This is a genomic window from Streptomyces sp. NPDC001410, from assembly GCF_042895235.1.
Taxonomy (GTDB): Bacteria; Actinomycetota; Actinomycetes; order Streptomycetales; family Streptomycetaceae; genus Streptomyces.
The window spans coordinates 130,184-154,727 of the sequence record NZ_JBIAWE010000007.1 but is presented as its reverse complement, the minus strand read 5'-3'; the positions used below and the strand labels follow the sequence as shown (position 1 = coordinate 154,727).

General features: G+C 70.5%; 18 protein-coding genes. 10 read left to right on the top strand and 8 right to left on the bottom strand.

The annotated features are described in order from the left end of the window. Positions 1-33: 33 nt before the first annotated feature. The 6 genes from ACFY3C_RS16865 (at position 34) to ACFY3C_RS16840 (ending at position 8,408) form a co-directional block, all read left to right on the top strand. Positions 34-822 carry an alpha/beta fold hydrolase gene (locus tag ACFY3C_RS16865; protein ID WP_390771239.1) on the top strand — a complete coding sequence of 263 codons (789 nt, stop codon included), beginning with the start codon at positions 34-36 and terminating at the stop codon, positions 820-822. A gap of 9 nt (positions 823-831) precedes the next feature. Continuing rightward, on the top strand, positions 832-1,791 hold the full coding sequence (locus ACFY3C_RS16860; protein WP_386572805.1) for an endonuclease/exonuclease/phosphatase family protein: 960 nt from the start codon (positions 832-834) through the stop codon (positions 1,789-1,791). A 38-nt stretch (positions 1,792-1,829) separates the two neighbouring features. Then, positions 1,830-3,776, top strand: a complete 1,947-nt coding sequence (locus ACFY3C_RS16855; protein WP_390771238.1) for an FUSC family protein — start codon at positions 1,830-1,832, stop codon at positions 3,774-3,776. A gap of 122 nt (positions 3,777-3,898) precedes the next feature. Continuing rightward, on the top strand, positions 3,899-5,656 hold the full coding sequence (locus ACFY3C_RS16850) for a VWA domain-containing protein (RefSeq protein ID WP_390771237.1): 1,758 nt from the start codon (positions 3,899-3,901) through the stop codon (positions 5,654-5,656). A 160-nt stretch (positions 5,657-5,816) separates the two neighbouring features. Beyond that, positions 5,817-7,532, top strand: a complete 1,716-nt coding sequence (metG, locus tag ACFY3C_RS16845) for a methionine--tRNA ligase (RefSeq protein WP_390771236.1) — start codon at positions 5,817-5,819, stop codon at positions 7,530-7,532. 111 nt (positions 7,533-7,643) lie between these two features. After that, the gene (locus ACFY3C_RS16840) at positions 7,644-8,408 is read left to right on the top strand and encodes a hypothetical protein (protein WP_390771235.1); all 765 of its coding nucleotides are present in this window, start codon (positions 7,644-7,646) and stop codon (positions 8,406-8,408) included. 101 nt (positions 8,409-8,509) lie between these two features. Here the strand turns inward: ACFY3C_RS16840 and ACFY3C_RS16835 are convergent, their stop codons facing one another. Then, positions 8,510-9,859 (bottom strand): polysaccharide lyase family 1 protein, encoded by a 1,350-nt coding sequence (locus ACFY3C_RS16835; RefSeq protein WP_390771234.1) that lies wholly within the window; start codon positions 9,857-9,859, stop codon positions 8,510-8,512. A 94-nt stretch (positions 9,860-9,953) separates the two neighbouring features. Beyond that, a complete protein-coding gene (locus ACFY3C_RS16830) occupies positions 9,954-10,301 on the bottom strand; it encodes a DoxX family protein (protein WP_386572796.1) in 348 nt (115 codons plus the stop codon). Between the two features lie 92 nt (positions 10,302-10,393). On the opposite strand from ACFY3C_RS16830, the gene ACFY3C_RS16825 reads away from it, so the two are divergent. Continuing rightward, positions 10,394-11,101, top strand: a complete 708-nt coding sequence (locus tag ACFY3C_RS16825) for a nucleotidyl transferase AbiEii/AbiGii toxin family protein (protein ID WP_390771233.1) — start codon at positions 10,394-10,396, stop codon at positions 11,099-11,101. Positions 11,102-11,109: 8 nt separating this feature from the next. Here ACFY3C_RS16825 and ACFY3C_RS16820 read toward each other — a convergent pair whose 3' ends face one another. Together ACFY3C_RS16820 and aspS are read right to left on the bottom strand one after the other, a co-directional pair. Next, positions 11,110-12,009 (bottom strand): intradiol ring-cleavage dioxygenase, encoded by a 900-nt coding sequence (locus ACFY3C_RS16820; RefSeq protein WP_390771232.1) that lies wholly within the window; start codon positions 12,007-12,009, stop codon positions 11,110-11,112. A 122-nt stretch (positions 12,010-12,131) separates the two neighbouring features. Beyond that, complete coding sequence (aspS, locus tag ACFY3C_RS16815; RefSeq protein WP_390771231.1) at positions 12,132-13,895, bottom strand: aspartate--tRNA ligase; 1,764 nt, start codon at positions 13,893-13,895, stop codon at positions 12,132-12,134. Positions 13,896-14,156: 261 nt separating this feature from the next. Here aspS and ACFY3C_RS16810 point away from each other — a divergent pair, with 261 nt between their 5' ends. Then, on the top strand, positions 14,157-16,262 hold the full coding sequence (locus ACFY3C_RS16810) for a SpoIIE family protein phosphatase (protein ID WP_390771230.1): 2,106 nt from the start codon (positions 14,157-14,159) through the stop codon (positions 16,260-16,262). Here ACFY3C_RS16810 and ACFY3C_RS16805 read toward each other — a convergent pair. The 4 genes from ACFY3C_RS16805 to ACFY3C_RS16790 form a co-directional block, all read right to left on the bottom strand. Continuing rightward, the gene (locus ACFY3C_RS16805; RefSeq protein WP_390771229.1) at positions 16,232-17,278 is read right to left on the bottom strand and encodes an AI-2E family transporter; all 1,047 of its coding nucleotides are present in this window, start codon (positions 17,276-17,278) and stop codon (positions 16,232-16,234) included. The two genes, ACFY3C_RS16810 and ACFY3C_RS16805, sit on opposite strands and share 31 nt — an antisense overlap. Before the next feature lie 142 nt (positions 17,279-17,420). Continuing rightward, positions 17,421-18,398 carry a pirin family protein gene (locus ACFY3C_RS16800; RefSeq protein ID WP_386572790.1) on the bottom strand — a complete coding sequence of 326 codons (978 nt, stop codon included), beginning with the start codon at positions 18,396-18,398 and terminating at the stop codon, positions 17,421-17,423. A 132-nt stretch (positions 18,399-18,530) separates the two neighbouring features. Then, complete coding sequence (locus ACFY3C_RS16795) at positions 18,531-20,471, bottom strand: Ig-like domain repeat protein (RefSeq protein ID WP_390771228.1); 1,941 nt, start codon at positions 20,469-20,471, stop codon at positions 18,531-18,533. A gap of 204 nt (positions 20,472-20,675) precedes the next feature. Next, positions 20,676-21,149 (bottom strand): SseB family protein, encoded by a 474-nt coding sequence (locus tag ACFY3C_RS16790; RefSeq protein WP_386572788.1) that lies wholly within the window; start codon positions 21,147-21,149, stop codon positions 20,676-20,678. Between the two features lie 141 nt (positions 21,150-21,290). On the opposite strand from ACFY3C_RS16790, the gene ACFY3C_RS16785 reads away from it, so the two are divergent. After that, positions 21,291-23,117 (top strand): acyl-CoA dehydrogenase, encoded by a 1,827-nt coding sequence (locus tag ACFY3C_RS16785; RefSeq protein WP_390771227.1) that lies wholly within the window; start codon positions 21,291-21,293, stop codon positions 23,115-23,117. A 93-nt stretch (positions 23,118-23,210) separates the two neighbouring features. Next, a complete protein-coding gene (locus ACFY3C_RS16780; RefSeq protein WP_390771226.1) occupies positions 23,211-24,509 on the top strand; it encodes a M18 family aminopeptidase in 1,299 nt (432 codons plus the stop codon). The last annotated feature ends 35 nt before the right edge of the window (positions 24,510-24,544 follow it).

Genomic DNA, 24,544 nt, shown 5'->3' with positions numbered 1-24,544 from the left:
ACCGAGGAGTTGGGGGGACCTAGGGTCGATCACATGCCACCCTTCCTCTCATACGAGGACAAAAACCCCGGAGTCTCCTCCCGGGTCCCCCTCGTCCTCGTCCACGGCCACCCCTTCGACCGCACCATGTGGACCCCGCAGCTGGCCGCGTTCTCCGCCGGCCGCCGGGTGATCGCCCCCGACCTGCGCGGCTACGGCTCCTCCCCCGTGACTCCCGGCACCGTCCCGCTCGCCCGCCACGCCCAGGACATCGAGGAACTGCTGGACTTCCTGGGAGTGGACTCCGTCGTGCTGGCCGGGCTGTCCATGGGCGGCCAGATCACCATGGAGTGCTACGACCGCTTCGGCGACCGCGTCCGGGGCCTGGTCCTCGCCGACACCTTCCCCGACCCCGAGACGCCCGAGGGCAGGCGGGCCCGCAGAGCCATGGCCGACCGGCTGCTCGCCGAGGGCATGCGCGGCTACGCCGACGAGGTCCTGGAGAAGATGGTCGCCCCGTACGCCGCCCCCGAGGTCAAGGCCCACGTCCACCGCATGATGACGGCCACCGCCCCCGAGGGCGCCGCGGCCTCCCTGCGCGGCCGCGCCGAACGCCCCGACTACCGGCCCCTGTTGACCAGGGTGGCGGTGCCCGCGCTGGTCGTCGTGGGCGCCGACGACACGTACACCCCGGTGGCGGACGCGGAGGCGATGCACACGGCGCTGCCCGACTCCGTACTGCACGTCGTCGCGGGCGCGGCCCACATGCCGAACCTGGAACGGGCCGAGGAGTTCAACGAGGTGTTGGAGAAATTCCTGACCGAGGTCGACTCGCGCTCGTAGTCTCGGGGAGTGACACAAGGCCCTGGGCGCGGACTCGGTTCATGGTCGGCCGGGCTGCTCCTCGCCGGGGTCAGCGTGGTCGTCGGCTGTCGCGTGGCCGGCACCGACGGCATCACGCCCGTGCCGCAACTGCTCGCCTTCCTGCCCTGGCTGCTCGTGCCGACCGGCGTCGCCCTGCTGTGCGCGCTGCTCGCCCGCTGGTGGCCGGGGCTGGTGTGGGGAGTCGTCGTACTGGGGCTGCTGGCCTGGTACCTGGAGCCGTACGGGAAGACCACGCAACCCGCCGGCCCGCCCCTCGCCGCCCTGCGCGTGCTGACCTCGAACGTCGAGTTCGGGCGCGCCACCCCCGCCCTGGTCCCGCAGATCCGCCGCCTGCGCCCCGACCTGGTCTTCGTCGAGGAGTGCGAGTACACCTGCCAGGCCACGCTGGAACGGGACTTCGCCCGCGCCTACCCGCACCGGCAGGCCGTGGCCGCGGGCGGCTCCCACGGCTCGCTCATCCTCAGCCGCTTCCCGCTGAAGGGCACGGCCGGCGTCCGCGGCACGATGGGCATGCCCGGCGCCGTGGCCGACGTACGCGGCCACGCCGTCCGCGTGCAGCTCGCCCACCCCATGCCCCCGCTCGCCCGCCAGGTGAGCCTCTGGCAGCGGGAACTGGGCCGGCTGCGCGCCTTCGCGGCCGCCGACCCGCACACGCCCACGATCCTCGCGGGCGACTTCAACGCCTCCCAGGACCACGCGGCCTTCCGCCGCGTCCTGGACGCCGGCCTGACCGACGCCGCCCGCCTCGCCGACCACGACCGCACCCCCAGCTGGCCCGCCCGCACGTCCTCCGTCATCGGCGCCCAGATCGACCACGTCCTGCTGTCCACCCCGGACTTCTCCGCGACCGACGCCCGCTTCCTGCGCCTGACCGGCACCGACCACCGCGCACTCGTCGTCGACATCACGCTCCACCAGCGCAGATGACCCCGGACGGGCCGGATTGAAGCGGTCATAATGGGCGCATGTCCCGCGAGTTCCCCATCGGCCTCACCCCTCCCGACTGGCTGGTCCGGAACCTCCAACCCCACCCGGCGCCCCTCAACTGGGCCGCGATGGCCCGGGCCGCACTCGCGATGTCACTCCCCCTGGCGATCGGACTCGCGGCCGGACAGCCGACGTACGGCGCGCTCGCCTCCATGGGCGCCCTGTCCGGCGTCATCAGCGACACCGCCGACGCCTACCGCATGCGCATCCTCAACATCGCGATCCCCCAGCTCTTCGGAGCGGTGGGCGTCACCGTGAGCTCCCTGGTGTACGGGCATGGGTGGTACGCGGTGGCCGCCGTCACCGGCATCGCCCTGCTGTCCGGAATGATCTCGACGATCGGCGCGGTGTCCTCCGTGTCGGGACTGCTGCTGCTCCTGAACACCGTGATCGGCGCCGGACTTCCGCTCCCGGGCCCCTGGTGGCTGCCCGCGGCCCTGATGGCCGGCGGCGGCCTGCTCGTCCTCGCCCTGGCGCTGCTCGCCTGGCCACTGCGGGCCGGTGTGCCGGAGCGGGCGTCGGTGGGGGCCGCGTACCGCAAGGTGGCCGACCTGCTGGCAGCCTGCGCCGACCCGGACCCGGACCGCTACACCACCATCCGCGTCGAGGTCACCCAGTCCCTCAACCAGGCCTACGACCTCATCCTCGCCCACCGCGCCCGCCACCACGGCCGCGGCCGCGAACTCACCCGCCTCCTGGCCCAGTTGAACGCGATCACACCCGTGGTCGAGGCGGCCCCCGCCGTCCACCTCGCCGGTCGCCCGCTCCCGCCGGAGGTCCCGGAGGCGGTCCGTCACCTGGCCGAGGCCATCGAGACCGGCTACACCGGCCCGATAGCCCTGCCGCACCTCCCCACCCCCACCACGGAGACGGCCCGGGCCGTCGACCACGCCCTGCGCCACACGGCCGAGGTCGTCACGACCCCCGACGTGGACCCCCGGGGAATAGACGACCGCCTGGGCCGCCCCGCCACCCTGAGCATCCGCACGGCCCGCGCGGCCCGCAACGTGGTCCTCTCCGCGAACTCCTGGCGCTACGGCCTGCGCCTCGCGCTGTGCATCGGCATCGCGCAGGCCCTGGTCTCCCTCATCCCCGTCCCGCGCTCCTACTGGGTGGCCCTGACCATCACCTTCGTCCTCAAGCCCGACTTCGGCTCGGTGTTCTCACGGGCCCTGCTGCGGGCGCTGGGCACGGTGGCGGGCCTGGTGATCGCGGCGGCGGTACTGGCGGAGGTACCCCCCGGCTGGTGGTACGTCCCCGTCATGCTCGTCCTCGCCCCCCTGATCCCCGCCCTGACCCCCCGCGGCTACGGCTACCAAACAGCAGCCATCACCCCGGTCATCCTCCTCCTCTCGAACATCCTGAACCACAAGGGCACGGCCCTCCTGCTCCCCCGCCTCCTGGACTCCCTCATGGGCTGCGCGATCGCCCTGATCGCCGGGTACCTCCTGTGGCCGGAGAGCTGGCACACCCGGGTCGGCGACCGCCTGGCGGACGCCGTCGCGAACACGGCGGTCTACGTCGACGCGGCGTTCGGCGCGGACACCGACCCCGCCGCCCGCGCCCGCATGCGCCGCCGCCTCTACCGCGACCTCTCGACCATCCGCACGGAGTTCCAGCGGGCCCTGACGGAACCCCCGCCGACCGGCCGCCGCGCGGCCGCCTGGTGGCCCTTGGTGGTCGCGGTCGAACGCATCGTCGACGCGACGACAGCGGCCCGAGTCCGGGTAAAACACGGAGCGCGACCGCCATCCATGGGGGAGATCTCCCAAGTTGTCCTACAGCTGAAGGAATTGTCCGACGGAGTACGAGAAGCGGAAACCCTGGTGGCCGTCCGCACAGACCTCACGGGCCCGCCGGGGAGCGTCCTGGAACCCCTCCGTCAGGAAGTGGCTGCGGCGAGGGCGATCGCGTCGCCACACTGACATGTGGTCGAGACTCGGCTGAGACTCGCCCCTCCCCAAGATTGCAATCCCAGGCCGCTAACCTTACGTGTCCGTCCTGGCCAGGGATTGACGGGCATCAACTCACGCGAAGGGTTGCGCACATGGGCATTCTCACTCTCCTGCGGAACGCATTCGGCCGGTCACGCAAAGCGCGTGCCGCCGAAGCAGAGGGTGCGGAACAGGTTCCTTCGCAGGAGCAGCACCAGGAGCCGGCACCAATCCCGTCCCCGGCAACCGAGCCGACCCCCACCCCGACCCCCGAAATCCCCGAGCCCCGCTCCGCCTCACCGGACGAGCACGACCTGGTATCGGCAGCCTTCGACAACGTATCGGTCCCCCAGCCGTCGGAGCCGGTGGCTGAGCCGGTCGCTGAGGCCGAGCCTGCGGCTGAGCCGGTGGCCGACGTCGAGCCGGTTGCGGAGCCGGTCGCCGAGACCGAGACGGTGGCTGAGGTCGAGGCGGTTGCGGAGCCGGCCGCCGAGGCAGAGCCGGTGGCAGAGATCGAGACCGAGCCGGCGGCTGAGCCGGTGGCCGAGGCCGAGCCGGTGACGGAGCCCGAGCCGGCGGCAGAGCCGGTTGCGGAGACAGCGGTCGAGCCCGAGCTGGTAGCGGAGCCCGTCGCCGAGACCGAGCCCGCGCCGGTTACGGAGCCCGAGCCGGTGGCAGAGGTCTCTCCGGAGCCCGAGGCCGAGCCGGTGACGGAACCCGTCGCCGAGGCCGAGCCGATCGCGGAGGCCGAGCCGGTTACGGAGACGGCGGTCGAGCCCGAGCCGGTAGCAGAGCCCGTCGCCGAGACCGAGACGGTGGTTGAGGCCGAGTCGGTAGTCGAGGCCGAGTCGGCGGCTGAAACGGTAGCCGAGGCCGAGCCCGAGCCCGCCACAGAGGCCACCCCGACAGCTGAGCCCGAGCCGATCGCGGTGCCGGAGCCGGCCGCCGAGGTCACCCCGGAGCCCGAGGCTGAGCCCGATCCCGTCATCGAGCCGGAGCCGCTGGCAGCCGAGGGCGAAGCCGAGGCGAAGGCCGCGAACGACAACCCGCAGGCCGCCGACGGCGAGGACACCCCGCAGGGGCCACCCGCAGTCGACAACGAGACCCGCACGGGTGGTGCGGGTGGGAACGAGACCGCCGAAGGCGAAGCCGAGGCGGAACCGCAGCCTCAGCCGGAGGCAACCGCCGAGGCGGAACCGCAGCCCGAGCCGGAGGCAACCCTCACCCGAGTCAAGTCCAGCACCCCCTCCCTCACCACCGCCTACAAGGCAGCCACCACCACCCTCGAGAAGACCGGCCTCACCGGCACCCGAGCGAAGCTCTACCTCGTGCTCGACCGCTCCGCGAGCATGCGCCCGTACTACAAGGACGGTTCCGCCCAGGCCCTCGCCGACCAGACCCTCGCCCTCGCGGCCCACCTCGACCCCGAGGCCACGGTCCACGTCGTCTTCTTCTCCACGGAGGTCGACGGCACCACCGACCTCACCCTCACCCCGGACCACGAGACCAAGATCGACGACGTCCACGCCACCCTCGGCCGCATGGGCCGTACCAGCTACCACGCCGCCGTGGAAGCCGTACTCACCCACCACGAGAAGTCCGCGGACACCACCCCCGCCCTGGTGATCTTCCAGACGGACGGCGCCCCCGACGCGAAGACCCCGGCCACCCAGTCCCTCACCGAGGCCGCGAAGAACCACCCCTCCGCGTTCTTCTCCTTCGTCGCCTTCGGCGAGCACGACAACAAGGCCTTCGACTACCTCCGCAAACTGAAGACCGACAACACGTCCTTCTTCCACGCGGGCCCGACCCCGCGCGAGCTGACGGACACGGAGCTGTACGAGGGCGTACTGGCAAACTGGCGCCCGTAACCACCCACAACAGGCCGTAACAACCCATAACTCTCCGCACCCCCATGCCGCCCGCTTCTCACCCCGTAAAACGGGAAGCGGGCGGCATACACACGTCGGCTACGATTTCAAGGTTCGAACCCGCAGAAACAGCAGCGACAGCGACCTGGGAGCAGCCACGATGGCTCGACACCTCATCACCAGCGCCCTTCCGTACATCAACGGGATCAAGCACCTGGGCAACATGGTGGGGTCCATGCTCCCGGCGGACGTGTACTCCCGGTACCTCCGCCAGCGCGGCCACGACGTCCTGTACATCTGCGCGACCGACGAGCACGGCACCCCCGCCGAGCTGGCCGCCAAGGAGCAGGGCCTCCCGGTCGACGAGTTCTGCGCCCAGGCGCACGACGCGCAGAAGGCGGTCTACGACGGCTTCGCGCTGGCCTTCGACTACTTCGGCCGCAGCTCCAGCGCCGAGAACCGCGACATCACGCAGCACTTCGCCCGCAAGCTGAACGAGAACGGCTTCATCGAAGAGCGCGCGATCCGCCAGGTGTACTCGCCCACCGACGGCCGCTTCCTCCCGGACCGCTACGTCGAGGGCACCTGCCCCCACTGCGGCTACGACAAGGCCCGCGGCGACCAGTGCGAGAACTGCACCCGCGTCCTGGACCCGACGGACCTGATCAACCCCCGCTCGGCGATCTCGGGCTCCACGGACCTGGAGGTCCGCGAGACCAAGCACCTCTTCCTCCTCCAGTCCAAGCTGGAGAACGAGGTCCGCGAGTGGGTCGCCCGGCACGACAAGGACTGGCCGCAGCTGGCCTCCTCCATCGCCCACAAGTGGCTGACCGAGGGCCTGCACGACCGCGCGATCACCCGTGACCTGGACTGGGGCGTCCCGGTCCCGGCGGACACCTGGCCGGAGCTGGCGGCCGAGGGCAAGGTCTTCTACGTCTGGTTCGACGCCCCGATCGAGTACCTGGGCGCGACCAAGGAGTGGGCCGACCAGGACCCGGAGAACCGCGACTGGAAGTCCTGGTGGTACGACGTCGACACCGACGTCCGCTACACGCAGTTCATGGCCAAGGACAACGTCCCGTTCCACACGGTGATGTTCCCGGCCACCGAGCTGGGCGTGCGCGAGCCCTGGAAGAAGGTCGACTTCGTCAAGGCCTTCAACTGGCTGACGTACTACGGCGGCAAGTTCTCCACCTCGCAGAAGCGGGGCGTCTTCACCGACCAGGCCCTGGAGATCCTGCCCGCCGACTACTGGCGCTACTTCCTGATCGCCAACGCGCCCGAGTCCGACGACTCGTCCTTCACCTGGGAGCACTTCACGGCCACGGTGAACAAGGACCTGGCCGACACCCTCGGCAACTTCGTCAACCGCGTCCTGTCCTTCTCCCGCAAGCGCTTCGGCGACGACGTCCCCGCGGGCGGCGAGCCGGGTGAGGCGGAGACGCGGCTCGGCGAGGAGATCGCGCGCCTGCTCGCGGAGTACGAGGAGCACATGGAGGCCCTCCAGTTCCGCAAGGCGGCCGCCGCGCTGCGCGCCCTGTGGTCGGCCGGCAACTCCTACCTGGAGGAGAAGGCCCCCTGGCTGGAGATCAAGACCGACAAGGACGGCGCGGCCCTCACCCTGCGCACGGCGATGAACCTCATCCACCTCTACTCGGTGGTCTCCGAGCCCTTCATCCCGGCGACGGCGAAGACCATGCGGGAGGCGTTCTCCCTGGCGGACGACACCACGGCCTGGGTCACCCCGGAGTCGGCGAAGTCCCTCACCTCCGTCCCGGCCGGCACCCCCTTCACGGTCCCGCCGGTCCTGTTCGCCAAGCTGACGGACGAGGACCTGGAGACGTACAAGGAGCGCTTCGGCGGCCAGGAAGGATGACGCCGTAACGGCCCCGCAGGCACGGCGAGCGCGTCTGGTTCCTCACCGCCCCGCCCGTGGCGATGAGGCCCGGAACCGCCATACGGTTCCGGGCCGCTAGGCTCCACCGCCATGTCGCAACTCCCGAGCCTCGAACAGGCCACCATCGATGCGGTTCTCGGCCACGCAAGCCGTGTGACGCTGCCCTTCCAGCGGGCCAACCGCCCGGGGCCGTACGCGACGGCCTTCTGGTTCAACGAACTGGTGGCGAGCGACGGGGACGACGAGACGGTCCGCCAGTACCTGGTGACCGCCGCCGAGCAGACCCACATGGAACTGGCCGAGGTGACCATACGGCCGGAGCTGTGCGACCCGGCACCCAGCGCGGAGAAGCTGGTGATGACCTCCTTCGCCCAAGGCTGGACGCACCTCGACGGTCTCGGCGTGGCCGTGATGCCCACCGGGGGCCTGCACACGTACGCCGACAGAAAGGGCTGGCGCTGGCGGACCGACGAGATAACCGACGGCATCGCGGCGCGCGCCGAGGACATCGCCCGTATCACGGCCGAGCCGATCACGGCGTACGTCCTCGCCCACGACGTGGGTGCGGAGGGGGAACGGGACCAGGCGGTGGTGGTCGGCGCCCTCGCCCGCGCCGCCGACGGAACAATCCGCTGGAGCACCGAACTCCCGCAGGGCTGCGTGGGAGCCCCGGTGTTCTTCGGTCTCCGCCTGGAGGGCGACAGCTTCAAGCTGGTCTGCGCGGGAGTGGCCCTGGCCGCGGACGACCACGGGTTCGGCCATCACCCCGTAGCCACGTTCGACCGCATCCGCGCGGCCCTCGGCACCGCCGTCGCCCCCCGGGAGCGGCGCCGCTGGTGGCACCGCCGCTCCTGAGGGGCCGCGGGCACGTAGCCAACCTGAGCTTCTGAAAGCACGGAGCAAAGGGCCCGGGGAAGAGTGCCGTGTCGAGTCACCGCCCCCAGGCCCTCGGTGGTTCAGCTCGCGGTGAGCACCCCGGCGCCGGTCGTCGTCGCCAGCTCGGTCGGCAGGTTCTTCGCGGACGTCTCCAGGCCCGCGGTGAGCGTCGGCGTCCAGTTCACCGTCGTCCTGATCTTCTTGGACGAGGCGGCGTTGTACGCGGCGACGAGGTCGGTGGCGGTGCCGTTGACGAGGTTGCCGCTGCCCGCGACGGACCCGGTGCCGTCGCCGCTCAGCAGCTTGGAGACCTTGCCGCCGCTCGGCACCTTCCAGTAGTTGTCCTCGGCGACGACCTGCGCCTTGGCACGGGAGTTGATGCTGTACAGCGGGGCGTACCCGTCGACGGTCGTCGTGTCGTACACGTTGTTGTACACGTGGATCTGGCCGATGCGGGCGAGCGGCGCCCGCTGCACGATGCCCTTCCACACGTTGTGGTGGATGGAGACGCGCAGCTTGCCGGTGCTGTCCGTGTCGCTGCTGCCGATCAGCATCGTCTTGTCGTGGTCGACGAACCGGTTGCGCTCCACGGTGACCAGGTCGGAGCCCTTGGTGATGTCGAGGGCGCCGTCGTGGATCTGGTACTCGCGGCCGTAGTACTTGGGGTTGGCGCTGTCGAGGTGGGGCGCGTCGGTGAACGTGTTGTGGTCCGCCCACACATGACTGGCCCCGCGCAGGGTCACGGCGTCGTAGGCGGAGTTCCAGTTGCCGTCGTCCCCGTCGGTCGGGTCCCACTGCGGGAAGCAGTCCTCGGTGGTGGAGAAGGCGAGGTTGCGGATGATGACGTTGTCGACGTCCTTCACCTGGAGGCTGCCGCCGGTGATGCCGGCCTTCGTCCCGGGCACGCCCACGATGCTGGTGTTGGCGGGCACCTTGAAGACGATGTTCTTCGCCTGCTTGGCCTGGGCGGCGGCGCGGGCCTTCTCCTGCGTACCGGAGGGCAGCTTGGAGCGGCCGTAGGTGGAGGGGTCGTACGCCTTCAGGTAGGCGGAGAGCGAGTAGCCGGTCCCCGCCGCGTAGTCGGCGCAGGACAGCTTCTTCCCGCTGTCGTCGGTGTTGGCGTCGATGGTGCCCTTGATCTTGATGATCCGGGGCGTGGTGTCGGAGGCCGACCCCAGCGCCTTCACGAGCTGGGCCCGGGTGGAGACGGTGAAGGTGTGCGCGGAGTCGGCCTTCGCGCCGCCGGTGGTCCCCGTGCCGGAGGCGGCCCAGCCGTCCTTGGCGGGCAGCGTCTGGTGGTAGAGGTCGGCGGCGGTGGCGTTCGCGTTCATCACGAACACACCGGCGCCGACACCCGCGGCCACGACGGCGGCGGACACGGCGAGGGTGCGCCGCTTGCGGAGGGACCGGCGGTGGGAGGGAGCTGCCACGGAGGAGTCCTTAGGGTCTGCTGAAGATGCCTTACGACCCCTCAGTGGCTGCCGCTCCCGGGAAAGTTGCCGCGCCGTGCACATTTCCTTCCGGCTAGGCCAGGTACCCGAGCACGAGCGCTCCGACCACGGGCGCGGCGTAGACGAGCGGAAACGGAACGTGCGAGTACCACCGGGCCCGGGCCACGGTCACGGCGGCGCCGAGGAAGTACACCACCAGGCCGGTCCCCGCCAGCACCCCGACGAACGGCACGAACAGCCCCACGACCAGCCCCACGGCGCCGGCGGCCTTGGCCACCCCCAGCAGGGTCCACCACCCCCGGGGCACCCGGTAGTCGGTGAGCGCCTGCACGATCCACTGCGCCCGCAGGAGCAGCACGGTCCCGGAGAACCCGGCCATCAGCGCGGCGAGCAGGGTGACGACGATGTGGGCGGTACGCATGAGAGGCTCCCAACGAGCGATCACTGAGTGATGGACACCCCTCTGACCCGCGTCGTCGCGCGTGTGTGACAGGAAGCCAGAAAAATCTTCCCGTGAACATTCCCGAACCCCACCACCGGCTCCTCGCGGACGTCGTCTCCGTCGGCAGCCCCCACGTTCTCGTGCTCGCCGGCGGTTACGCCCTTCAGGCGCACGGACTGCTGGAGCGGCCGCATGCCAACCTCGACTTCGCCACCGAGAGCGCCGAGGCCATGGACCGGATCGCCGGTGCCGTCGGCGCGGCGCTGGAGGTGCGGGGGCGGCAGGTGCGGGCCGGGGCCGTCACCGCGCTCACCGCGCAGCTGACCGTCACGGACCCGCCGACCGGTGAGCCGTGCGTGCTCGCGCTGCACAAGGAGGTCTGCTGGCAGCCCCCTGAGCTGACCGAATATGGCCCGGCCCTCTCCCTGGAGGACGCCGTCGGTACGAAGATCCGTGCCCTGTACGACCGGGGCGCGGCCGTCGACCTGATCGACGCGCAGGCGGCGGCGACCCGCTTCTCCCTCCCCGACCTGGAGGAACTGGGCCGCCGGCACGCCCTCGACCCCTTCGACCTGCCCACCCTCCAGTCCCGCCTCACCGGCACGGACTTCTACTCCACCGCGGACTTCATGAGGTACGGCTTGAACGAAGGGGCCATCACCGCCCTGCGCGCCTGGGCCCAGCACTGGTCCGACGACATCGCCGAGCGGCTGCTGGAGGACGGCGCCTCACCCGACACGGAGAACGGCATGGAGGATGAGCAGGGCTGTGACGGCTGACGTGGACGTCAGCTGCCGTTGTTCGTCCCGTCCGGCGCCACACCCAGGGTGAGATGGCCGCGCACGCCCCGCGCGATGTGCTTCTTGTCGTACTTCAGATACAGCAGGCCGCCCGCGTGGCCGTTGCCCGGGTAGATCGTGTCGTCGTCGAGGGTGGTGCGGGTCGTGGTGTTGGTGGAGTACGGCTCCACGTCCTCCGTCAGCAGCACCGCCTTCTCGGCGAAGAACAGCTGGCCGGTGTGGCAGGTGTGGCCACCCTCGTAGCCGGCGCCGGTCCACGTCCCGTCGACGTGCACCTTGACGTGGATGTGCACGCAGCGGCCCTGGTACCAGCCGGGGAAGACCGTCCGGAAGGTGACGTGGCCGTGCTTGTCCGTGCGCCAGGTGCCGCGCAGGTAGCGCTCGTCGTCGGTGGGCTCCTGGTGTCCGCCTCCCCCGCCACCGGGCCCGCCGGAGGGCGGTGCGCCCGTCGGGGTGCCCGTGGGGGTCTGAGTCGGAGTGCCCGAGGGCGCCGGGCCGCCGCCCCCGCCGCCCCCGCCGCCACCGCTGCCCATCGCCTCGTACCCGGAGTAGATGCCCAGGGCGTTGCAGTGCCAGATGTCGACCGCCGCGTCCCGCAGCGGCTTGCAGGTCTCCGCGTCGATCACCTTGAGCGTGAGCGCGAGGGGGATGCCCTCCTCGTCCTCGGTGACGTCCTGCCGGATCTTGTCGGCGTCGATGTAGTACGGGCCCTCGACCAGCTCGGAGGTCAGCGTGTAGCACGTGTCCTCCGCGGCCTCCTCCTGCGCGGAGGCGCCCGCGGCGAAGGCGCCGCCGACCCCCACCGCCGTCACGGCCACGCCGCCGGCCGCCAGCACCGTACGGCGCGTCAACTGTCCTTTGTCCTGGGCTTCTTGAATCTCCGTCATGGCCAGGACCGTAGAAGCCGGGGGCCGCGCGGGAACATCAGAAAGAGCTGTGAATCGAGGTGCGCATGGGAAAGGGCTCGAAACCGATGCCGGTCTCGAGCCCTTTCCGCCCTGCTTGTGCCTTACTTCGGCTGCGGCTTCCGGATGTTCAGGTGCAGCTCCCGCAGGCGGGTCTCGTCCAGCTCGGTCGGGGCGCCCATCATCAGGTCCTGGGCGTTGCCGTTGAGCGGGAAGGCGATCGTCTCGCGGATGTTGGGCTCGTCCGCCAACAACATCACAATGCGGTCGACGCCCGGCGCGATGCCACCGTGCGGCGGGGCGCCGAAGCGGAAGGCGCGGAGCATGCCCGCGAACTTCTCCTCGACGGTGTCCCGGTCGTAGCCCGCGATCTCGAAGGCCTTGAGCATGATCTCCGGCTCGTGGTTCCGGATCGCGCCGGAGGACAGCTCGACGCCGTTGCAGACGATGTCGTACTGCCAGCCGAGGATGTCCAGCGGGTCCTGGGTCTCCAGGGCCTCCAGGCCGCCCTGCGGCATCGAGAACGGGTTGTGCGAGAAGTCGATCCCGCCGGTGTCCTCGTCCTTCTCGTACATCGGGAAGTCGACGATCCAGCAGAAGCGGAAGACGCCCTCCTCGAAGTGGCCGGCGCGACGGGCCGCCTCGACGCGGACCGCGCCCATGATCTTGGAGACCTCGTCGAACTCGCCCGCGCCGAAGAAGACCGCGTGGCCGGGGGCCAGCGACAGACGCTTGGTCAGCTCCGCGACGTTGCCCTCGGTCAGGAACTTCGCGATCGGGCCGGACAGCGAGCCGTCCTCGGCCACACGCACCCAGGCAAGGCCCTTGGCGCCCTGCTCGACCGCGTACTCACCGAGCTGGTCGAAGAACTTGCGGGGCTGGGCGGAGACGTCCGGCACCGGCAGTGCACGCACGTGCTTACCCGCGAACGCCTTGAACTCCGAGCCCTCGAAGACGTCGGTAATGTCCACCAGCTCCAGCTTGGCGCGCAGGTCCGGCTTGTCGGAGCCGTACTTCAGCATCGCCTCGCGGAACGGGATGCGCGGGAAGGGAGAGGTGACGTGACGGCCGCCTCCGAACTCCTCGAAGAGTTCCGTCATCAGCTTCTCGACCGGCTGGAAGATGTCCTCCTGCTCGACGAAGGACATCTCGATGTCGAGCTGGTAGAACTCGCCCGGCGAGCGGTCGGCGCGGGCGTCCTCGTCGCGGAAGCAGGGCGCGATCTGGAAGTAGCGGTCGAAGCCGGAGATCATCAGCAGTTGCTTGAACTGCTGCGGGGCCTGCGGCAGCGCGTAGAACCTGCCCGGGTGCACACGGGAGGGGACCACGTAGTCGCGGGCGCCCTCGGGGGAGGTGGCGGACAGGATCGGCGTCGCCATCTCGTTGAAGCCCATCGCGGCCATCTTGTGCCGCATCGCGGAGATGACCGCCGTACGCAGCATGATGTTGCGGTGCATGCGCTCGCGACGGAGGTCCAGGAAGCGGTACTCCAGGCGCCGCTCCTCGTTGACCCCGTCCTCGGCGTTGATCGTGAAGGGCAGCGGGGCGGCCGCGCCCAGGACCTCGACCTCGGTGACCTCGACCTCGATCTCGCCGGTGGGCAGGTCGGAGTTCACGTTCTCGGTTCCACGTGAAACAACGGCACCGTCGACGCGGACGACCGTCTCCTTGGAGAGCTTGTCCAGCGCCTCGTAGGCGGGCGTGCCGGGACGGGCCACCAGCTGCGTGATGCCGTGGTGGTCGCGCAGATCGATGAAGAGGATGCCGCCCAGGTCGCGCCGATTGTGCAGCCAGCCACTCAGCCGGACGTCGGTGCCGACGTCAGAGGCGCGGAGCTGGCCGCAGGTGTGGGACCTGTACCGATGCATCGTCGTTCATCGTCCTTCGTGGTGGGGTGATGAGTGCCGGGGCTGCAGCTCCGGCGGTAGCCGGACACGGGGCCCGGACCCATCAAGGGTACCGGCCAGGCCAAGATCGGCTCCCCATGCTTTTCTCCCGCCCGCCCACCCGGCTTCCCCCGCATGCCCGGCATCGGCCCCGGACCCTCGGCGACACCTCCAACAGCGACGCTCATCCATCGGATCTTCCTACGGTGGCACCTATCTATAAGATCTTCATAAAGTGGGGCAATGCGCACGGGCGAGTCCCTGCCGCCCGTGGATGACGTGCTCGCATCTCTCGCGACCGGGCTGTGGCACTGGGACACGGCCGCCGGGCTGGTCACCGTGGACGCGGAGGCGGCGCGGCTGCTCGGTCTGCCCGCGGAGCCGGCCACCCTCACGGAGGCCCAGACCCGGGCCCGCCTCCATCCGGTCGACTGGAACGAGATCACCGGGGTGGTGCAGCTGGCGGTCTCCGAGGGCACGCTGGCCGAGGTGCGCATCCGGATCATGGACGAGCAGGGCCGGATCGTACGGGTCGTACGCAGCCGCTCGAAACCGTCCTACGACCCCGAGCGGCACGCGTACGAGCTGATCGGCACCCTTCAGGAGGTCACCGAGCCGACCCCGGGCACGCCGGCGGGCCGCAGGGCGGTCACCGGGGACTGGCGGCGCTCCCGGGAGGCGTTCCTGCTGGACGCGGGCCGGGCGCTGGCGGAGGCGCGCTCGACCGAGGAGGTGCTGCGGGTCGCCGGCGGGCTGTCGATGCCCGGGTTCTCCCCGGACGGGCTCGCGGTGTTCGGCGTGGAGGGCGACCGGCTGACGATCATCGGCCACCACGGGCACCAACCCGGCGACGACGGCCCCTTCTCCCACATGTCGCTGGCCACGGACTACCCGGCCGCCGAGGTCGTACGCACCGGCCGGGCCGTCTATCTCTCCTCCCCCGGGCACTACAGGAACCGCTACCCGGTCACCTGGCCGCTCGCCGAGAAGTTCGGCCGGCACTCGTGGGCGTTCCTGCCGCTGACGGCGGCCGGGCGCACGATGGGCGCCTGGATGGCGGCCTTCGCCTACCCGGTGGCCTTCACGCCCGACGAGCGGGCCGTCCTGACCACGGTCGCCCGGATGCTCGCGCAGGCCCTGTCCCGGGCCGGTGCCGCCGACTCCCAGCGGGAACTCGCGGAGGGCCTGCAGCGCTCCATGCTGCCCTCGCTGGGCCCGGAGATCCCCGGGATGGGCATGGCCGCCCGCTACGTGCCGACCGGCGGCGGACTGCAGGTCGGCGGGGACTGGTACGACATGATCCCGCTGCCGACCGGCCGCTTCGCGGTGGTCATCGGGGACGTCCAGGGACATGACGTGCGGGCCGCCGGCCTGATGGGTCAGCTGCGGATCGCGCTGCGCGCCTACGCCTCCGAGGGGCACCGCCCGGACGCCGTGCTCGCCCGCGCCTCCCGCTTCCTGCACGGCATCACCCACGACGAGCACATGACCGACGTGCGCTTCGCGACCTGCCTGTACGTGGAGGCCGACCCGGCGACCGGGTTGCTGGAGATCGCCCGCGCCGGGCACCCGGACCCGGCGATCCGGATGGCCGACGGCACGGTGATGATGCGGCCGACCCCGGGCGGGCTGCCGCTGGGCATCGACCCGGACGCCGACTACCCGACGACCCGGTTCACGCTGCAGCCCGGCGAGACCATGATGATCTGCACCGACGGGCTGATCGAGACCGGCGGGCACGACATGGAGAGCGGCTGGCGGCGCATCCGCGCGATCCTGGAGAACCATCGCGGCGACATGGAGTCGCTGGCCGACGCGTTGGTGCAGGGTGTGCACGGGCCGTCCTCGCACCACACCACCGGCCCGCTGGCCGACCGCCGCGAGGACGACATCGCCGTACTGCTGCTGTGCCGGCCCGGGGACGACACGGCCGTACGGGCCGCGGTGCGGCGCACGCTGCTGTCGGTGGCGCAGGACGAGCCCGAGCGGATCGCCGAGGCCCGCCGGCACCTGCGCGAGCTGCTGCACGACTGGGCCTCGGGCGAGCAGGTGGACTCCGCGGTGCTGCTGGTCTCCGAGATGGTCACCAACGTCCTCGTCCACACCGACGCCGACTCGCTGCTGCTCGCCGACGTCACCGGGGAGCCGGGCGAGCGCCGGCTACGGGTGGAGGTCACGGACGCCGGCGACGATCTCCCGCACCGGCGCCACCCGGGCGAGCTGGCCTCCTCCGGCCGCGGCCTGCTCCTGATCGAACTGCTCGCCCACGCGTGGGGGGTGGACCCTCGGGGGGAGGGCAAGAGCATCTGGTTCGAGCTCTACGAGTCCGACGGCGCGGGCACGCCGTAACGCGTGCGCAGTTCGTGGACGACGGCGAAGGCGGCGGCGGTCAGGGGCACCGCGAGGAGCATGCCGAGGATGCCCGCGACGGACGCGCCGGCGGTGATCGCCAGCATCACCACCGCGGGATGCATCTGCACGGTCCGGCTCTGGATCACCGGCTGGAGCACATGCCCCTCCAGCACCTGCACCGCGACCACGACTCCGAGCGCCCACAGCGCGATGACGAAGCCGCGGTCGGCGAGGGCGACCAGCACGGAGATCGCACCGGAGAGGAAGGCGCCCAGGTAGGGGATGTAGGCGGTGACGAAGACGAGCGCGGCGAGGCCGACCGCGCCGGGCACGCGCAGGATCAGCAGGCCGATGCCGATGAGGGTCGCGTCGATCAGGGCGATGACGGTGGTGCCGCGCATGAACCCCTCGACGGCCTCGTAGGCCCGACGCGCCATGGCCTCCAGGGTGTCGGCGGTGTTCCCGGGCGCGACCGCCCGCAGGTTGTCGACGACACGGTGGGAGTCGCGCAGGAAGAAGAAGACGAGCAGCAGCGCGAGGACGGCCATGGCGAGGCTCTCGCCGACGACGCTGACCCCGCTGATGACGTTGGAGGCCGCCGTCCCGCCGAACTTGCTGAGCAGCTCGCGCGAGTTGGCGGCGAGGTCGTCGAGCCCGGTCCCCGCGGCTCCGAAGTGCTGCGCCAGGGACCTGGCGGCCTGGCGGAGGGAGGCGATGATCTGGTCGCCGGTGTCGATGAGCGCGGCGACCACGATGTAGACGGCGCCACCGACGACGGCCACGACGGCCACACAGGTCACCCCGGCCGCGAGCGACCGCTGCACCCCCGCGGCCACGAGCCTGCGGTGCAGGGGCCCGAGCAGGGCGGACCCGAGCAGGGCGAGCAGCACCGGGGTGACCGCGGTCCTGAACTCCCCGCACAGCCGCACCCCCACCCACCCGACGCCGGCGACGAGCAGCAGCACGACACACCAGGCGGCGAGCCGGCGAACGGGCTCGGGCAGCAACGACACGCTTCCAGCGGATCATGGGCGGCCATGGCTGTCCTGCCGCGGGACTCCGGGCGGGTGAGGCCGGCCGGGAGAGCCGGCAGACATGGGCCGGGGGTCCAGGGGGCTGAGCCTCCTGGACCCCCGGGGCAGAGCCCCTGGCAGGTCAGCCCTGCGGGCCGGTCTCCGACATGCCGTGGACGGCCGGGATCGTGCCCAGGCGGCCCTTCTGGAAGTCCTCGAAGGCCTGCATCAGCTCGTCCTTGGTGTTCATGACGAACGGGCCGTAGTGGGCCATGGGCTCACGGATCGGCCGGCCGCCGAGGAGGACGACCTCGAGGTCCGGGGTGTGCGAGTCCTGCTTCTCGTCCGCGCGGACGGTCAGCGAGGAGCCGGTGCCGAACACCGCGGTCTGGCCCAGGTGGACCGGGCGGCGGTCGGCACCGACCGAGCCACGGCCCGCCATGACGTACGCGAGGCCGTTGAAGTCCTCGCGCCAGGGCAGGGTGATCTCGGCGCCCGGGGCGAGGGTCGCGTGGATCATCGTGATCGGGGTGTGGGTGATTCCGGGGCCCTGGTGGCCGTCCAGCTCGCCCGCGATGACGCGCAGCAACGCGCCGCCGTCGGGGGACGTCAGCAGCTGGACGTTGCCGCCGCGGATGTCCTGGTAGCGCGGGGCCATCATCTTGTCCTTGGCCGGGAGGTTCACCCACAGCTGCAGGCCGTGGAAGAGACCGCCGGACATGACCAGCGACTCCGGCGGGGCCTCGATGTGCAGGAGGCCCGAGCCCGCGGTCATCCACTGCGTGTCGCCGTTGGTGATCGTGCCGCCACCGCCGTTGGAGTCCTGGTGGTCGAAGACCCCGTCGATGATGTACGTGACGGTTTCGAAGCCGCGGTGGGGGTGCCACGGGGTTCCCTTGGGCTCGCCCGGCGCGTACTCCACCTCGCCCATCTGGTCCATCATGATGAACGGGTCGAGGTGGCGGTAGTTGATTCCGGCGAACGCCCGGCGCACCGGGAAACCCTCGCCCTCGAACCCGCTCGGCGCGGTCGTGACGGCCAGCACGGGGCGTGCCACGGCGTCGGCCGGCGCGCTCACGCGGGGCAGCGTCAGCGGGTTCTCGACGGTCACTGCAGGCATGTCGGTACCTCCTTGTGCGCCCACTTTAGTTGAGTGTTGAACTTTCTGCCACCCACAACAGAGAAGACCCGGAGGGCATTCCCTCCGGGCCTTCGATGTCGCACAGGCAGCCGGGTGCGTGGATCGGCCGTGTCAGTTGCTGAAGTACAGGTACTTCCACGAGCCGTACGTCGTGGAGTTCACGGAGTCGCCGGACGAGCCGTTGACGTACACCGAGCGCATCCGGGCCCGGATGCCCGACTGGCCGGGCGCCCCGAGCCGGACGGCCGACTTCCCGTTCGTACCGATGGGGAAGTACTGCGAGTCCCCCGGGTGCCACGCGCCCTGGTAGTAGACCTGGAGATCGAAGCGCTGGTTGCGGCCCGGGTAGTAGCTCATCGTCGTGGTGAGCAGGGGGTCGGTGCTCTTGTGGAACCAGTAGTACGACGTCGAGCCGATCTTGGCCGTCTTGTAGTGCCTGGAGACGGCCGTGGAGACCTTGACCCTGGCGTACGCCGTGACCTTGGCCGTCTTCGGCTTGTACCGGGAGTCGCCCGCGAAGACCGCGGTGACGGCCGTGTCGCGGGTCATGTCCAGGGTCACGGACAGGTTGCCGCTGGTGTTGACGGTGCCGGACTTCACCAGCTTCTTCGGCTTGTCCGAGCCGAAGGGGTCCGCGTAGATCTCGACCTTGCGGTTCTTGTACGTCGTGCCGAGGTGCGCGGTGAACTTCACATCGGCGCCGTAGTTGTACAGCTTGCCGTTGTTGTTCAGGGTCAGCGTCGTCGCGGCGCGGGAGACCGCGACCTTGTCGGAGGCGGTGGCCGACGTGTGCTCGGCGTCGCCCGCGTACGTGACCTTGTAGGTGACCGTGCCGCCGGCCGGCGGGGTGTCCGTGAAGGAGTAGGTGCCGTCCGCCTTCACCGTGACGGGGGGCAGCGCCTTGCCGCTCGGGCTGTCCAGGTCGGTGCGGGTGACCGCGAGCTTCGCGCCCGTCGGGAGCGGCACGTTCGCCGTGATCCTGCCCTTGACCGTGAGCTGCTTGGCACGGGTCGCGGAGCTGGGCGCGTCGACCGTGAGGGCCGGCACGCTGAGCGTCGGGCCGGTGAACGCCTTGAGGGTGTAGGTGCCGTTCGTGCCGGACAGGGCGAACAGCCGCGAGGAGTCGGGGGCCCACGCCACCTCGCCGATGGTGGACGTCCCCGTGTCGAAGCGACGCACAGGCGTGTCGGCACCCTGCTTGTAGACATTCACATGACGGTCGAAGGCCTGGGCGACCAGACCGCTCGGCGAGACGTCGGCGGACCAGCCCATCTCCGTCAGGCCCCCGGCCTCCGTGAAGGTCCCGTCGGCGTACGAAAGCTTCTGCGAGCCGTTGAACAGCACCTGGGAGCCGCCGGGTACGAGGTCGACGTCGGCGGAGTAGTTCCCGCCGTCGCTCTTGGCGACCAGCTGCGGGGTGGCTCCGGAGACGTCGAGCACGTTCAGCGCGCCCGGGCTGTCGCCGCTGTCGGCGAAGGACAGCAGACCGGGCACGGACGGGTCGGCGTCGAGGATCCCCGCGTTGTAGTACGGGGCGACCGTGTCCGGGAGCTGTCCGAGGGCCACCGCGGCGGCCGCGTCGGTGGCGGCGGGGTCGATGGAACCCAGGTTGCCGTGGAAGGAGCCGTGCTCGTCCGTCGTCCGGTACGAGAACCAGAGCCGTCCGCCCGCGAAGGCGACCTCGCGCACATCGGCGCCCGCGCCGATGTCATAGCGGGTCCTGACCTGCAGGGTGGCCGCGTCGACGGCCACGATCTCGTGGCTGGTGGGCAGGGCCGCGTACAGGGTGAGGCCGTCGCCGGAGAGCGCGAGGTCGCTGGGGCGGCCGAAGCCGACGTTCACGCCGACCAGGGTTCCGCTGTAGTCGGTGGCCAGGATCCGTCCGTTGTCCTGGTCAGCGACGAAGACACGCTGGAGCGCGCCGTCCGTGACGAGCCCGACGGGCTGGGTGACGACTGCCGACTGGGCCGAGGCGGAGCCCGCCGCGGCAATGCTCAGCGCGACTGAGCCGAAGAGGACCGCGAGCGCCGTCGCGGCCGAGGTGCTGCGCATGCGCACAGTGATGAACCCCCAAGGAGATCCCGGGTTCGCCGGGAGATGAGAGCGCCGCGCGACACCCGTGCGCGACCGCAAAAGAGCGTTGCGCACGGGGCGCGGCTGCCTGAGGGCACCCTATGGCATGCCCGTGACAAACAAGGGAGCGTATTTCCGCCGGACCGCCGGACCGGCGGTCAGCCGCCTGCGAAGCAGTGACCTCTAGCCGTACATGCGCCGCATCGCGAAGTCGACCATCTGCTCCACCGCCTTGGCGTCGAACACCATCCGGTGCTCGCCCTCCATGTCCAGGACGAAGCCGTACCCGGTCGGCAGCAGGTCGATCACCTCGGCACCGGTGATCACGAAGTACTTGGACTCCTTGCCCGCGTACCGGCGCAGCTCCTTGAGCGAGGTGAACATCGGGATCACCGGCTGCTGGGTGTTGTGCAGGGCCAGGAAGCCGGGGGTGTCACCGCGCGGGCAGTACACCTTCGACGTGGCGAAGACCTGCTGGAAGTCCTCCGCTGACACCTGCCCGGTGGTGAACGCGCGCACCGCGTCCGCGAGCGAGGGCGGGGAAGGCTCGGGGTACAGCGGCGGCTGCTGGCCGTAGCCGCCGACACCGCCCGGCATCTGCTGCTGCGGCTGGGCGTACCCCTGCTGGGCACCCAGGTTCTGGTCGTAGCCGTACATGGAGCAAAGCGTACTGAGTCACAGATGACCGGTTCGGGGTTGCTTCTTATTACCGACGGGTAGCATCATCGTAGCTACTTGTTGGTACGTGAACGATGCGAGGAGTCAGTGCCTCGCCGAGTCCTATACGGAGCCGTCACCATGGGGCACTACAAGTCCAATCTCCGCGACATCGAGTTCAACCTCTTCGAAGTACTCGGCCGCGACAAGCTGTACGGCACCGGTCCCTTCGAGGAGATGGACACCGAGACCGCCAAGAGCGTGCTCGAGGAGCTGACCCGCCTCGCCGAGAACGAGCTGGCCGAGTCCTTCGCGGACGCCGACCGCAACCCGCCGGTCTTCGACCCCGAGACGAACACCGCGCCGGTCCCGGCGTCCTTCAAGAAGAGCTACAAGGCCTTCATGGACTCCGAGTACTGGCGTCTGGGCCTGCCCGAGGGGATCGGCGGCACGACGGCTCCCCCGTCCCTGATCTGGGCCTACGCGGAGCTGATCCTCGGCTCGAACCCGGCCGTGTGGATGTACTCCTCCGGCCCGGCGTTCGCCGGCATCCTCTTCGACGAGGGCAACGAGGTCCAGAAGAAGATCGCCCAGATCGCCGTCGAGCGGACCTGGGGCTCCACCATGGTCCTCACCGAGCCCGACGCGGGCTCGGACGTCGGCGCCGGCCGTACCAAGGCGATCCAGCAGGAGGACGGCTCCTGGCACATCGAGGGCGTGAAGCGCTTCATCACCTCCGGTGAGCACGACATGGAGGAGAACATCCTCCACTACGTGCTGGCGCGTCCCGAGGGCGCCGGCCCCGGCACCAAGGGCCTGTCCCTCTTCCTCGTCCCGAAGTACCTCTTCGACTTCGAGACCGGCGAGCTGGGCGAGCGCAACGGCGTCTACGCCACCAACGTCGAGCACAAGATGGGCCTGAAGGCCTCCAACACCTGCGAGATGACCTTCGGCGACCAGCACCCCGCCAAGGGCTGGCTGATCGGCGACAAGCACGACGGCATCCGCCAGATGTTCCGCATCATCGAGTTCGCCCGCATGATGGTCGGCACGAAGGCGATCTCCACGCTGTCCACGGGCTACCTGAACGCGCTGGAGTACGCCAAGGAGCGCGTCCAGGGTCCCGACCTCGCGCAGTTCATGGACAAGGCCGCGCCCAAGGTCACCATCACGCACCACCCCGACGTGCGCCGCTCGCTGATGACGCAGAAGGCGTACGCGGAGGGCATGCGCGCCCTCGTCCTCTACACCGCCTCGGTCCAGGACACGATCGCGCTCAAGGAGGCGAACGGCGAGGACGCGAAGGCCGAGCACGCGCTCAACGACCTGCTCCTGCCGATCGTGAAGGGCTACGGCTCCGAGAAGGGCTACGAGCAGCTCGCCCAGTCGCTGCAGACCTTCGGCGGCTCCGGCTTCCTGCAGGAGTACCCGATCGAGCAGTACATCCGGGATGCCAAGATCGACACCCTGTACGAGGGCACCACGGCGATCCAGGGCCAGGACTTCTTCTTCCGGAAGATCGTCCGCAACCAGGGCGCGGCCCTGAACTCCCTCGCCGAGGACATCAAGAAGTTCCTGGCGCTCGGCACCGGCGGCGAGGAGCTGGCGGGCGCCCGCGAGCACCTCGCGAAGGCGGCCGTGGAGCTGGAGGCGATCGTCGGCCTGATGCTGACCGACCTCGCGGCCACCGAGCAGGACGTCAAGAACATCTACAAGGTGGGCCTGAACACCACCCGCCTGCTGCTGGCCTCCGGTGACGTGATCGTCGGCTACCTGCTGCTCAAGGGCGCCGCGATCGCCGCCGAGAAGCTGCAGACGGCCGCTTCCAAGGACAAGGCGTTCTACACGGGCAAGATCGCGGCGGCGAAGTTCTTCGCGGCCAACGTCCTGCCGGGCGTCACCCTGGCCCGCAAGATCTCGGAGAAGGTCGACCTGGACCTGATGGAGCTGGACGAGGCCGCGTTCTAACCTGGCGAAGCACCCGCTCCGCACCCACTGATCGCCTGCGTGGGCCCGCTCCCGTACCGGGGGCGGGCCCACGCACGTCGTTAAGGTAAGCCCATGAGCGCACCAGCCCGCTTCGACCGCGGCCACACCGACGACCTGATGTCCTTCCTGGCGGCGAGCCCATCGCCGTACCACGCCGTGGCGAACACCGCCGAGCGGCTGGAGAAGGCGGGCTTCAGGCAGGTCGCCGAGACGGACGTCTGGGACGGGTCGAGCGGCGGCAGGTACGTGCTGCGCGGCGGGGCGATCGTCGCCTGGTACGTCCCCGAGGGCGCCCAGCCGCACACGCCGTTCCGGATCATCGGCGCGCACACCGACTCGCCCAACCTCAGGGTCAAGCCGCAGCCGGACGCCGGGGCGCACGGCTGGCGCCAGGTCGCGGTGGAGATCTACGGCGGCCCGCTGCTGAACTCCTGGCTCGACCGGGACCTGGGCCTGGCCGGGCGGCTGACCCTGCGCGACGGCAGCACGGTCCTGGTCAACGTGGACCGGCCGCTGCTGCGGGTGCCCCAACTCGCCATCCACCTGGACCGTTCGGTGTCCTCGGAGGGCCTCAAGCTGGACAAGCAGCGCCATCTGCAGCCGGTGTGGGGGCTCGGCGACGACCTACGCGACGGCGAGCTGATCGCCTTCCTGGAGGCGGAGGCGGGTCTCACGGCGGGCTCGGTGGCCGGCTGGGACCTGATGACGCACTCGGTGGAGCCGCCCGCCTACCTCGGCCGGGACCGCGAGCTGGTCGCCGGTCCCCGGATGGACAACCTGCTGTCGGTGCACGCGGGCGCGGCCGCCCTGGTCTCCGCCGCGACCTCCGGCGCCCCGCTCACCCACATCCCCGTGCTGGCCGCCTTCGACCACGAGGAGAACGGCTCGCAGTCGGACACCGGCGCGGACGGCCCACTGCTCGGCACCGTCCTGGAGCGCTCGGTGTTCGCGCGCGGCGGCTCGTACGAGGACCGGGCCCGCTCCTTCGCCGCCACGGTCTGCCTGTCCTCCGACACGGGCCACGCCGTCCACCCCAACTACGCGGAGCGGCACGACCCGACGCACCACCCCCGGGTCAACGGCGGCCCGATCCTCAAGGTCAACGTCAACAACCGCTACGCCACGGACGGTTCGGGCCGGGTGGTGTTCGCCGTGGCCTGCGAGAAGGCGGGCGTGCCGCTGCAGACCTTCGTCTCCAACAACTCGATGCCCTGCGGCACCACGATCGGCCCGATCACCGCGGCCCGGCACGGCATCCGGACCGTCGACATCGGCGTGGCGATCCTGTCGATGCACAGCGCGCGCGAACTGTGCGGCGCCGACGACCCGTTCCTGCTGGCGAACGCGCTGACGGCGTTCCTGGAGGACTGAGTCCCACCACCCGTCAACAGAGATCCCTGGCGCTC